The sequence below is a fragment of the Acidobacterium sp. FHG110202_01 genome (assembly GCF_059115305.1).
The window spans coordinates 295,985-308,012 of sequence record NZ_JBZYWJ010000006.1 but is presented as its reverse complement, the minus strand read 5'-3'; the positions used below and the strand labels follow the sequence as shown (position 1 = coordinate 308,012).

Genomic DNA, 12,028 nt, shown 5'->3' with positions numbered 1-12,028 from the left:
GATCTCTCTTTTAGATAATGAGAATCTGGACAATCTATCGCATCGATGTAACGGTTCACTGATCTATTCAGCATCATGAGTCGCCGAAATCTGAGTTCGCTTGCGGTTCCGTTTGCCTTTGGCTGCGTGTACTTCTTCTGGGGGTCGACGTACACGGCCATCAAGGTGGGCGTTCAATACTTGCATCCATTGGTGCTGGGCGGGGCGCGCTTTCTAATAGCCGGGTTGCTGATGCTGGCATTCTGCCGGGCACGCGGTTTGAAGGTATTGCTTCCGAAGCGCGAGTTGGTCTGGCTGAGCGTGGTTGGCCTGCTGTTGCTGGTGGGCGGAAACATCGGGCTGGTGTATGGCGAGAAGTATGTCTCGAGCGGTCTGGCGGCCTTGCTGGTGGCTTCGATGCCGCTCGATGTGGCGGTGATCGGGGTGCTGCTGCCGCGAGGGGAGCGGCTGGGGGCGCGCGGATGGGCGGGGCTGGCGCTGGGGTTTGCCGGTCTGCTGGTGCTGTTCTCGGATGCGGCGATGAAGAGCGGGCAGGCAACTGCGTGCGTAGTGATTCTTGTTGGAGCCTTCTTCTGGGCTGCTGGGTCGGTGCTGTCGCGGGAGCTGAAGCTGGAGGTCCATCCCATGGTGGCGGCGGGGTGGGAGATGTTATCTGCTGGAGTGGTGGTTTCAGTGGCCGGGGTCTTTGTTGGAGGTTGGTCATCTGCGCAATGGAACCTGAGATCGGTGGGGGCGGTCGCGTATCTCGTGGTTTTTGGCTCACTGGTGGGGTATTCGGCCTTTGTGTGGCTGCTGGCGCATGTTCCAGCGGCGAAGGCAACGACTCACGCTTACGTCAATCCGGTGGTGGCAGTGGTTCTGGGGGCGGTCCTTCTGAAAGAGCGGCTGGTGGCGATGGAGTATCTGGGCATGGCGGCGGTAGTGATTGCGGTGGCGCTGGTGACCTCGTCGCGGATGAAAACAGCTCCGAAACCAGAACCGGAGCCGGCAAAGATACAGCCGGAGCTGCAACCTGCATGTGTTCTTTCAGACTCCAAATAAATGGAGGTGAAGCATGCCGAATACGATTGGCGTCCTCCTGTTATTTGCCGTGGTTTTTGTCGCCGCCCTGCTGTGGGCCACGCACGGACATTGTTCCGACTCTGAAGGAAATGGTGATGTAACAGGGCATCCGGGCAAGATGTCGTAAGTCACTATGGAGTCACTCTCAAGAAGATGGAACGGAGCGGAAGTCTTCTGATAGCCTGAGTGAAAGGGCGAACCTTGCCCCACAGAGAATGGATACGACAACTGCAGAAATCAGGCATCTGGAAGCACCGCCTATTGAATCTTCACAGGAAGACGAACGTACGCTTCTAGGTTTGCTCACTATTCTTGCGCGGCGTAAGTGGTTCATTGCGAAAGTTACCATAGGGTTTGGGCTGGTTGTTCTCATCATCTCTTTGCTCATGGCAAAAAGCTACACCGCAGAGACTACTGTTCTTCCACCTCAACAGAATTCTTCGCTTGCTTCGAGCATCATGTCGCAGCTGGGAAGCCTCGGCTCACTAGGCGCTCTTGCCGGGGCTGGGGCGGGGCTCAAAAATCCCAATGATATGTATATCGCTATGTTCAAGAGCCGAACGGTAGAAGACGCCATGGTAGGGCGTTTCCACCTTATGCAGAGATACCACCAGAAATACATGTCGACGGGACGGAAGGCATTTGAAGGCCGTGTAAAAGTAGAGTCGGGGACAAAAGACAATCTGATTCATATCGCTGTTGTGGATGGAGACCCGAAATTTGCAGCTGAGATGGCCAATGGATATGTGGAGGAATTCCGAAATCTTTCGCAGCATCTCGCTATTGGCGAAGCGGCGCAGCGGCGGCTTTTCTTTGAACAGCAGCTTGCACAAGCCAAGGACAATCTTGCTAATGCAGAAGAGGCGCTCAAGGAAACGCAACAGCAGACAGGGATGCTGCAGCTCGACAGCCAGGCAAGGGCATTGATTGAGACGGTGGCGTCGCTGCGTGCGCAGATCAGGGCCAAGGAAGTCCAGTTGCAGGCCATGAAAACCTACGCGACTAATGAAAATGCCGATGTAGTACAGGCCCAGAAGGAAATGGACAGCCTGAAGGCGCAACTTGCGCAGCTGGGTGGTTCAGCCGAGGACTCAAGCTCAGATCTGATTCTCCCCAAAGGGAAGGTGACGCAAGCCGGCCTTGAATATGTTCGTAAGCTGCGCGACGTGAAATATTGGGAGACGATTTTCGAGATTCTTGCGCGGCAGTTTGAAGTGGCGAAGCTGGACGAGGCCAAAGAGGGCGCATTAATCCAGGTAGTGGACCCGGCGATTGTGCCAGACTACAAGTCTGGGCCAAAGCGCGGATTGATGACTATTGTTGCTGCGTTTATCGGGTTCATCATCAGTACCTTTATCGTGCTGGTTCAAGAAGGCCTGGCACGCGCTCGTCAGAACCCCGAACAGAATGTGCGCCTGACAGAACTTCACAGGGCGCTCTGGGGTAAGAAGACCGCCTGAAAACTATGAGCAAAAGTGATCCTATTCTGGTGACCGGGGGCGCCGGTTTTATCGGCTCGAATTTTGTCCTGCAGTGGATCAAGCAAGCTGGTTCTCCTGTGGTGAATCTTGATCTGCTGACTTATGCCGGCAACCGCAACAACCTGCATTCGCTTGACCACGATGCACGCCATATTTTTGTCCAGGGAGACATTGCGGACGAGAAGTTCGTGTCTGCGCTGCTGCGTGAGCACCGACCGCGGGCCGTGGTTCATTTTGCGGCTGAAAGCCATGTCGACCGCTCGATCATCGGACCGGATGCGTTTATTCAAACCAATGTTTTCGGAACGTTTTCCCTGTTGCAGGCGGTACGGGGATATTTTGCAGAACTGAGCGCTGAAGAACAGAAACGATTTCGTTTTCTGCATGTCTCTACGGATGAGGTTTATGGCACGCTGAGACTGGAAGATCCTGCGTTCTCGGAAACAACAGCGTATGCGCCGAACAGCCCTTATGCCGCATCGAAGGCGTCATCCGATCATTTAGTCCGCGCGTATTTTCATACTTATGAACTACCGGTGCTGACGACGAACTGCTCGAACAACTACGGTCCGTACCAGTTTCCGGAAAAACTGATCCCGCTGATGATTCTGAACAGTCTTGAAGGCAAGCCGTTGCCGGTGTACGGCGATGGGAAGAATGTTCGGGACTGGTTGTTTGTGGAGGATCACTGCTCGGCGATTCGTGCAGTGCTTGAGCGCGGCAGGCTGGGCGAAACCTATAACATCGGCGGATCGAGCGAGCGCACGAATATCGAAGTGGTGACGGTAATCTGTGATCTGCTGGATGAGCTGGCTCCGAGTGAGTCGATCGGCTCGCGGCGAAAACTGATCACCTATGTGAAAGACCGACCGGGGCACGACCGTCGCTATGCGATCAACGCAGCGAAGATCCGGCAGGAGCTCGGGTGGGAGCCTGCGGAACGCTTCGAATCAGGGATCCGCAAGACAGTCGAGTGGTATCTCGGCCATCAGGACTGGGTTGAGAATGTGCGCTCCGGCGCATACCAGCAGTGGATTGAAACCAATTACGCGGAGCGTGTGGCTCAATGAAAGGAATCATCCTCGCGGGCGGGTCGGGGACCCGCCTGTATCCGGTGACGCATGTTGTTTCGAAGCAGCTGCTACCGGTTTATGACAAACCCATGGTCTATTACCCGCTCAGCACGCTGATGCTGGCGGGTATTCGCGAGATCCTGATTATCTCGACGCCGCAGGATACATCGCGCTTTGCTGATCTGCTGGGCACGGGGGAAAAATGGGGCATACAGCTCTCGTATGCAGTGCAGCCCAGCCCGGATGGCCTGGCGCAGGCATTTCTGATCGGCAGGGAATTTATCGGCTCTGACGCCTGCTCACTGGTGCTGGGCGACAACATTTTCTATGGACAGTCGCTCACGGGGCAGTTGAAGAGGGCGGCAGAGAGAACGGACGGCGCGACGGTTTTTGCTTACCCTGTGCATGATCCGGAGCGTTATGGCGTGGTCGAATTTGACGGAAAGGGGCGCGCGGTGAGTCTTGAAGAGAAGCCTGCGGCTCCGAAGTCGCGTTATGCAGTGACAGGGCTCTATTTCTACGACAATGATGTTGTCGAACTGGCGCGATCGCTGAAGCCTTCACCGCGTGGCGAGCTTGAGATCACCGACCTGAACCGCCGCTATCTTGAGCGCGGCACTTTGAATGTAGAGTTAATGAGCCGCGGCATGGCATGGCTTGATACGGGAACGCATGATTCGCTTTTTGAGGCCGGGCTCTTTATCCAGACTATCGAGCGGCGGCAGGGATTGAAGATTGCCTGCCCGGAAGAAATTGCCTATCGTAGCGGATACATTACTGCAACGCAGCTAGAGGCGTTGGCTGAGCCCGTGCGCAAAAGTGGATATGGGCAGTATCTTTTATCACTCCTTAATGAACCTCAGTTTGTCGCAGATACTATCTGAAGCATGAAAATTATTGAGACTGCACTGCCGGGTGTCCTGATTCTGGAGCCGAAGATTTATAAGGACGCGCGCGGCGCCTTTTGTGAAACCTATAACGAGCGCCTGATGGCTGAGGCCGGACTGCCAACTCGCTGGGTGCAGGATAATTTTTCTCTCTCAAAGAAGAATGTTGTGCGGGGTATTCACTATCAGATCCAGAACACGCAAGGGAAGCTGGTGCGGGTGACTCATGGCGCGGTGTGGGATGTAGCGGTGGACCTGCGCAGCGGCTCGCCGACATTCGGAAAGCATGCAGGTGTCGAGCTTTCAGGCGAGAACGGACGCCTGTTCTGGATTCCGGAAGGCTTTGGGCATGGATTTACGGCCCTATCTGAGATAGCGGGTTTTGCCTACAAGGTGACGAGCTATTACTCGCCTGCGGATGAAAGAACTCTGCTGTGGAATGATCCTGAGGTGGCGATTCCGTGGCCTGTCTCGACGGAAGCGGCGATTGTTTCCGAGAAAGACCAGCAGGGGGGCAGGCTCGCTGAGGTGGATGTTTTTGCATGAGCGGGCGTAAGTTCCTGATTCTGGGCGCGAACGGTCAGGTAGGCACAGAGCTGCAGCGGAGCTTTCGTGACGCGGGCGAGGTGATCGCATACGATCGCAGGACGGCTGATTTGTCGCGTCCGGAAGAGCTACGCGGACTTGTTGCGAAGCTTCGACCGGATGTGATCCTGAATGCGGCTGCTTACACTGCTGTTGATCGTGCGGAATCAGAGCCTGAGCTGGCGATGACGATCAACGGAGTTGCCCCCGGCGTCCTGGCCGAAGAGGCGCGGAAGATGGATGCATGGCTTGTTCACTATTCGACGGACTATGTTTTTGACGGCACAAAGCAGGGCGTGTGGTTAGAGAGTGATATGCCCAATCCGCTGAATGTTTATGGGAAGACAAAGCTTGCAGGTGAGCAGGCGATCGAGCAAGCTGGCGGGAAGTATCTGATCTTTCGCACGAGCTGGGTCTATGGGCCCTATGGGAAGAATTTTCTGCTGACTATGCTGCGGCTGGGTGGGGAGCGCGACCAGCTGCGCATTGTGGACGACCAGATTGGCGCGCCCACTTCATCGATTGCAATTGCGGATGCGACTCGCGCGGCTCTCGAGAAGGCGCGTGCATTGCAGGCGGAATCAGGCGTTTATCATCTGACGTGCCCCGGCGAGACGACGTGGTGCGGATTTACACGCGCGATCTTTGACCGGTACAGTCCGGATGCTGGTCACGCGTGGCCGCAAGTTATCGGCATTCCGTCGAGTGAGTACCCGACTCCAGCCCAGCGGCCTGCGAATTCCGTTCTTGCAAACGGGAAACTCGAGGCGCAGCTGGGCGTGGCGCTACCTCACTGGACGGAGGCTCTGGACCAGGTGCTGGGTATTCTAAAGTCGGTGGGCGCGTAAAGCACTATTTCTGGTTTACTGTCTCGAGCTGGAGACGGTCGAGTTCATTCATCTCATGCATGACACGCGCGACAGGCTTGTGCGTGTCCACGGACTTGCGTCCTACGACAAAAGATACACCGCAGAGAAAAAATACAAATAAAAGGGTTCCGACTCCGGCAATACGGCTCTTCATGATTGATCCTCGATTGAGTTCAAGTGAGAGAACTAGGGGGAACTGGCAGAAAAATCCTTACAAAATAGCTGCAAACACTATCTGGGGGTACAGATTTTTTGTTTGTGTTCTATTACATTACACGCAAATGCGCGCATGTCCAAGGTGGAACTGTGCTCATGAGTAGGGGAAGTAAACTTTGGTAATGGACTTGAAGGGCTTTTAATTTACGAGCTTCCTGCGTGCCTGTTTAGAGAAAAATATAGCCGTGTCCTAAATTTTTAGTTGACACCAGCGTTTAGATTGACATAATTTCCTATTTGTTTAGGAGACTTCTGGTGGGACGTAAGAAAGGCTCGCAGTACCTGACGCCGCTTGAGCTGAAGATCATGCAAGTGCTTTGGCAGGAGGGGGCGAGTAATGTTCTGCATGTTCAGAAGAAACTGCTCCCCGATGCTGATCTTGCTTATACAACGGTACAGACCATGCTCAATGTGCTCTGCCGCAAGGGAAGAGTTGAGCGCAGGTTGAGCGGGCGCGCCTACGATTACAGCGCCGTGGTTTCGAAAGAGAAGGTCCTGGGCCAGGCGGTACGCGAGCTGATCGAGAGGATGTTCGGCGGTTCCTCGGAAAGCCTGGTGATGAATCTGATCAAGAACCGCCAGGTCGATCCGGAGCGGATCGCTGAACTGAGCCGGCTGATCGCAGCAGAAAAAGAGGCGAAGAAACATGAGTAGCCTGGTGTGCGCTGTTGTTGGCTATGTGGTGAATGCGGCCTGGGAGGTTCCTCTGATTGCGTCTGCGGCATGGGCTGTTAGTGGGCTGCTGAAGAAGATTAGTCCGCGGACCCAGCATGTCACTTGGGCTGCTGCTCTGGTAGCAGCTGTTCTTACGCCGGTTCTGCCGATGCTTGTGCTTCCTGGCTTTCAGAATGCCGCTGCAAGCCATGCCTCAAGCGTGATAGCTCCGGTAGTAGGTGCAGCAACCAGCGCAAAAGGAATGATTGTTCTGCCTGCGAATGTCATTCTTCTTCTGTTTTCTGGTTACATTTGTGCCTTCTTCTATTTTGCTGCGCGGCTGGTTTTCTCTTTTTTCAGAACGCTCCTGCTTGTGCGAGACAGCAGCCTTGCCGCTCTCAATCAAGAGCAAAGCAGACTCTGGAACCATTGCAGCAGGGCATTTTCATTGGCCGATGCATCGATCCGAACTTCGCCAGATGTGCATGGTCCTGTCACTGCCGGATTCTTGAGGTCGGTACTGCTGCTGCCCGCTGGATTTTCGGAGCAGTGCACTATGCATGATTTTCTGACCGCGATTGGCCACGAGTGTTCTCACATGAAGCGGCGGGATTTTGAAAAGAACTTCTTGTATGAAGTCGTAAGTCTTGCGATTGCTTTCCATCCTGTGACCTGGCTGCTGAAATCTCAAATCGCGCAGACGCGGGAGATGGTCTGCGACGCCATGGTTGTCGAGAAGCTCATGGACTCATACGAATACACACAATCTCTGCTGCGGCTGGCAGCGATGATCGCTCATCTGCCGCAAGCCTTCACCACTCACGCCATCGGAATTTTTGATGCCCACATATTGGAGAAACGAATCATGCGCATAACGGCGAAGAAACTGAACCTGACCCTGGCCATGAAGTGCGGCCTGATTGCTCCGGGTGTACTCCTGCTAAGCTCCGTGGTTGCTGCCTCGGCGACGGCAGCTGTCGGCATAGAGCCACAGGCCCAGCCGTCTTCATCTTCATCCGCAAGCCAGGCCGACCTTGCAGGGCAGATTTACCATATTGGCTCAGATGTGAGCGCGCCTCGAGTCATCTATGCGCCCGATCCTGTCTTTCCGAAGTCCGCGCACAAAGGGAAAGGAACGTTCCAGGGAATGTGCGTGGTGAAAGCTGTTGTCACTACTTCAGGAACGGCTACTGATGTTCAGGTGGTGCGTTCTCTCGGACCAGACTTCGATGCCAGCGCTATCAAGGCGGTGCAACAGTATCGCTTCAGTCCGGCCATGCACGCCGGAATGGCTGTTCCTGTGCTGATCCGCATCGAGGTGAATTTCAGGAGGTATTAAGGCGGCTGATTTTTAGGTGGGGGTTAGATGGTCGGGGGAGGAATTCGAAGGCTCTTACACCCGTGATCGCTATGCCGTTTCTTTGTGAGATTTAACTGCAAAACCATTCAATTTCAAGGGTTTGCCAGAATTCTCAAGCGTACCCTCTTGTCCCGGATTTTCTCACCAATGGACAGTTTTCGCAAGATTTTCGTATCACCAAATTGCACCAAAAATTATGCAATTAGTATAAAAAGTCGGGGCGGAGGGACTTCACCTTTCCGCTCGAAAGGGGCTTGAAGTTCGCCTACCGACAAGTTTTCAACTTCATTCATTTTGAAGAGAGAGCTTCCAGCAGACCCAATTTCTTCGTCCACTCAATAGGGAAGCGGACTACAAGTCACTTTCAATAAATCGATCCAACCCATCAGGATCGAATTCGATTAGGAAACTCGCTACTCATGTGACCGGCTAGACCAACAGAACTCCATGCCTTCCAAGAACCCACGACATAAAGGTTCTGCCTGGCTCGAGAGACGGCGACGTTCAAGATGTTCGGTGTCCCCGCAGCCCACTCTCGAGCACCATTCTGAGATTCGGCGGGCGCGCCTAGCAGCAATATAACGGTGTCGGCCTCGCGTCCTTGAAATGTATGGATCGTACCCACATGATCTTTCAGCCACTGTGTGCCATCACGGCTTAACATGCGTAGAAGATCCGGCCGGCTCTCTAAAGAACGAGCCATCTCGTGCACAACGATGCGGAAAGGCGAGATTACGAAGACATCTGGGTTTCCTGTCACCGATGCCAACCTGGTAAGCAGATCGATCACAGCTCTGCCTTCCGCCGGAGACCATTTCGAATCAGCTTCTCCCTCTACATCGATCCATGTTGATGCTCCAAGCACAGCTTCAACATCCAGTTTCCTGGGACCAACCACCTGCACCATCTGGCCGGCATAAGCGATCTTGTTCGAGATTGAGAACATCGGATTCTGGCAGCGGCGATGCACAAGCAATGGGAGACCTACGCGTCTCTCTCCCGCAATGGCTTCGAAGCTTGATTGATAGTGTGAGGCACGATCCGTAAGTGTTTGCGTCGAGGCTGCTGGAGCCGTCCAATCCAGTTCATTCACTTTGAAGAAGTCACAGATGTCTGTGTTCAGACGCTCCGGTAGCGAGACCACGGGCTGGATTTGCAGAGGATCGCCTATAGCGATGGTGCGCTTTGCTCGCAGGATTGCACCCATAGCAGCTTGCGGTGTGGCCTGACCAGCTTCATCAATCAGGAGCCATCCCAGAGTATTCGGAGGTAGGTCACCGAGCATTCGTTCAACCGAGGCGAATGTCGTCGAGAGTACCGGCACAACAAGGAAGAGTGTGGACCAGAGATCGCCAAGTAATCTGCGCCGCTTTTCGTTCTTCAGCATCCCTGTACTTGATACCTGAAGTGCACCAAGGTTGTGGAGAATCCTGGAAGCTGAGGCATCGATGAAGGCACGGTGAAGGGCTAGAGCGGCAATGAAGAGATTCTCGCGCTTGGCGTTCACCGCTTCTGTAACCCAGGGCGTCGATTGATTCCAGCTTACGTGTCCCTCCTGAAACTTCTCTTCACCAATAATTCGGTCATCAAGCCGGGTGCGGTGCTCGGAGATGAGTTGTGACCTTGCAGCGAGTTGCTTCCGTTCTCTCTCGAGATCCGTTTCAAGAACTTGTGCTTTCGCTGCAGCAAGCGAACGGGCACGTTCTGCTTTCTTGAGGTCATCTTCTAATACGGCCAACTCCCTTGCCGCCGAGTCCAACGGTCTTCGCCAAACAGCAGCTTCCTCCGCCCAGGCCTTTGCTTCGTCTGTACGTGCCAGACGTGCAAACAACCCAGGGCGCGAGCTCTTGTGCTGATTCCAAGCTGCTGAAGCTTGCGTATGGCGTGCAGAGGCTTGATCGCGCTCTTTACGAAGTGTCTCCACGCTTGCGACGAACTCGTCACGTTCTGCTTGCAGGCTCTCAAGTTCTTTTTCTTTGCCGGCTAACTGACGCCTGGACTCCCCTAGCACAAGGCAAAGAAGGCGCACCTCTTCAAGCGCCTGTAATTCAGCGTCTATCTCTGCCTTGAGAGTAAGAAATCGTGTTCGCGCCTTCGGCCAATTTTCCTTCGCTTGTTGTGGAGAAGGCGGATGTTCCCTAAGTACAACTTCGGGAGTTCTCTTCTCGACGACGCCCGTAGCCGGATCTCGATTTTCGATCAGAACGGAATGTCCCATTACAGTCTTGAGGTAGGTTCTGAAACCGCGGTCCTCGTTCCACCAGAACGCCTTCCAGAAAGCCGATCGATTGCCCTTATTGCCGAGGACGGCTGCGATCAACCCCCATGTCTTCACTGGCTCCGGCGCAAGACTTTCCTCTGTCGCTTCTTCCTCTTGCTTGCGCGGGCCGTGGACGAGGTCGCTGATCGACTTGAAATAACTCAATTGCTCACGTGAGTGCGCCACGGCGCCTTCGGCGGGCAACTCCTTGCTCACGTTCTCGACCGCCTTGTTATTGCTGGAGGCAACCAGCATCTCATGCCCCTTCAGGGCGGCATCGAGCTGGTAAATGTTGAAGGAAGCCTTTCCCGCTTCGACGCGCTCTTCGGTCTTCGTGAAGGCTTCTCTGGGGTCATCGAAGGCGCTCATGGCAACAGCTCGCTCAAGGATGCACATGGCAACAACGTCGCGCAGGAGCGTAGTCTTTCCCGTGCCAGGAGGCCCGTTCACCGCAAGAAGCCCTTCCTTGCCATTCAGTTCCTGCCTGATCAGGTTCACCGCAGCCTGTTGCAGCATGACGAGTGATCTGCCTTCTCCGGCAGGCCACTTGGCAGCGGGAATCTTCGCTGGAGCAACCGCCTCCTCCAAGAGAGAATGTTTTTTGAGCACATCCAGTGGATTGCTCTCTGACACCGCGCCAAGATATCGCAGCACACTGGTCGGAGCCGTCCTGTTCTCGATATGACGAGCAACGCGACTCAGATCGTGGAGGAAGAATGAATTGAGAAGCAGAGCCTCCGGCTGAGTCTTCGACCCCACCGGATAGTAGTGGCGCAGCACAAAGGTCGGGCGTTCGATCAGCCCATCTGGAACTTGGCATTTCTCGACCAGCCACTGATATGCCCGCTCCATCGTTGAGATATCGAGTGGAATGGGCTTACCGTCGGAATCAACTCTGTGCACGATTGCATCCAACCCGCTTTGCAACTCCTCCTCTACTGTCGGCCAGTTTCCAAGCTCTTGCAGCTTAAGCTGAAGTGCAAGAGGAAGCGCCCATGGAAAGCTGGAAACTGTGATTGCCTTCTCGGCAAGCACAACGCCATCACTGTTCAGCAAAACTTCTGCGGCGACCGCCTTCTTCTTCGATAGGCGGACTCTCGCCTCGTCATCGCCGAAGACCCTGATGAGAGCTTCGGTGGCTGGATCCATCAGCATCGAACCAAGGATGACGCTATAGAAGATCTGCTTTCCAGGCGGAGGCTTTGTGGATGTGGTCCAGGGCAGTGGCCCATCCTCAAAGCGGACTACCCGGTTCCGATCACCGTACACAAGATCGTGCGGAGCGTTGTAGGTTGCAGGCGAGAGCGCTTCGAGCACCGTCCATGTACTAAGGATGGCCGTTGGTTCGTTTTTGGTGTTGCCAGTCACAGTCGACGAAGATGCTGGTGATGGTGACGTGGGGCGTGCGCGACGAAGTCCTGAGCCCATGTCCAATCCTTTGCCCCCTTTGAGGGCCTGATTACCCCCTTATTTTCGCCTAATGCCGAGAAACGGGTTACGAGGCGAGTGTCTTCTCTTTCGGACACTTCCCGACAGACTAACCGCACCGACGAATAATGCCTTGCGCCTAGCGGGGGGTGG

General features: G+C 54.6%; 11 protein-coding genes. 9 read left to right on the top strand and 2 right to left on the bottom strand.

The genetic code is table 11. The features are described 5' to 3' along the window. Nucleotides 1-75 precede the first annotated feature (75 nt). The 7 genes from AC5S16_RS14840 to rfbD all read left to right on the top strand — a co-directional run bounded on the left by AC5S16_RS14840 (nucleotide 76) and on the right by rfbD (nucleotide 5,936). Nucleotides 76-1,041 (top strand): EamA family transporter, encoded by a 966-nt coding sequence (locus tag AC5S16_RS14840; protein WP_493930860.1) that lies wholly within the window; start codon nucleotides 76-78, stop codon nucleotides 1,039-1,041. Between the two features lie 13 nt (nucleotides 1,042-1,054). Then, a complete protein-coding gene (locus AC5S16_RS14835) occupies nucleotides 1,055-1,189 on the top strand; it encodes a hypothetical protein (RefSeq protein WP_493930859.1) in 135 nt (44 codons plus the stop codon). 88 nt (nucleotides 1,190-1,277) lie between these two features. Beyond that, entirely contained in the window at nucleotides 1,278-2,522 is a 1,245-nt protein-coding gene (locus AC5S16_RS14830; RefSeq protein ID WP_493930858.1) for a GumC family protein, read from the top strand. Nucleotides 2,523-2,527: 5 nt separating this feature from the next. Beyond that, nucleotides 2,528-3,613: a dTDP-glucose 4,6-dehydratase gene (gene rfbB / locus AC5S16_RS14825; RefSeq protein WP_493930857.1), complete on the top strand. Its 1,086-nt coding sequence runs from the start codon at nucleotides 2,528-2,530 to the stop codon at nucleotides 3,611-3,613. Beyond that, the gene (rfbA, locus tag AC5S16_RS14820; protein ID WP_493930856.1) at nucleotides 3,610-4,500 is read left to right on the top strand and encodes a glucose-1-phosphate thymidylyltransferase RfbA; all 891 of its coding nucleotides are present in this window, start codon (nucleotides 3,610-3,612) and stop codon (nucleotides 4,498-4,500) included. Before rfbB ends, rfbA begins: the two co-directional genes overlap by 4 nt. Before the next feature lie 3 nt (nucleotides 4,501-4,503). Further along, nucleotides 4,504-5,049, top strand: a complete 546-nt coding sequence (rfbC, locus tag AC5S16_RS14815; protein ID WP_493930855.1) for a dTDP-4-dehydrorhamnose 3,5-epimerase — start codon at nucleotides 4,504-4,506, stop codon at nucleotides 5,047-5,049. Then, nucleotides 5,046-5,936 (top strand): dTDP-4-dehydrorhamnose reductase, encoded by an 891-nt coding sequence (rfbD, locus tag AC5S16_RS14810; RefSeq protein ID WP_493930854.1) that lies wholly within the window; start codon nucleotides 5,046-5,048, stop codon nucleotides 5,934-5,936. Before rfbC ends, rfbD begins: the two co-directional genes overlap by 4 nt. Before the next feature lie 4 nt (nucleotides 5,937-5,940). Here rfbD and AC5S16_RS14805 read toward each other — a convergent pair whose 3' ends face one another. Then, nucleotides 5,941-6,111 (bottom strand): hypothetical protein, encoded by a 171-nt coding sequence (locus AC5S16_RS14805; protein ID WP_493930853.1) that lies wholly within the window; start codon nucleotides 6,109-6,111, stop codon nucleotides 5,941-5,943. A 317-nt stretch (nucleotides 6,112-6,428) separates the two neighbouring features. On the opposite strand from AC5S16_RS14805, the gene AC5S16_RS14800 reads away from it, so the two are divergent. Then, a complete protein-coding gene (locus AC5S16_RS14800) occupies nucleotides 6,429-6,827 on the top strand; it encodes a BlaI/MecI/CopY family transcriptional regulator (protein ID WP_493930852.1) in 399 nt (132 codons plus the stop codon). Next, on the top strand, nucleotides 6,820-8,166 hold the full coding sequence (locus tag AC5S16_RS14795; protein ID WP_493930851.1) for a M56 family metallopeptidase: 1,347 nt from the start codon (nucleotides 6,820-6,822) through the stop codon (nucleotides 8,164-8,166). The genes AC5S16_RS14800 and AC5S16_RS14795 overlap by 8 nt, the downstream gene beginning before the upstream one ends. A gap of 406 nt (nucleotides 8,167-8,572) precedes the next feature. Here AC5S16_RS14795 and AC5S16_RS14790 read toward each other — a convergent pair whose 3' ends face one another. Then, nucleotides 8,573-11,875, bottom strand: coding sequence for a DEAD/DEAH box helicase (locus AC5S16_RS14790; protein WP_493930850.1), 3,303 nt, complete (start codon nucleotides 11,873-11,875; stop codon nucleotides 8,573-8,575). Nucleotides 11,876-12,028 lie beyond the last annotated feature (153 nt).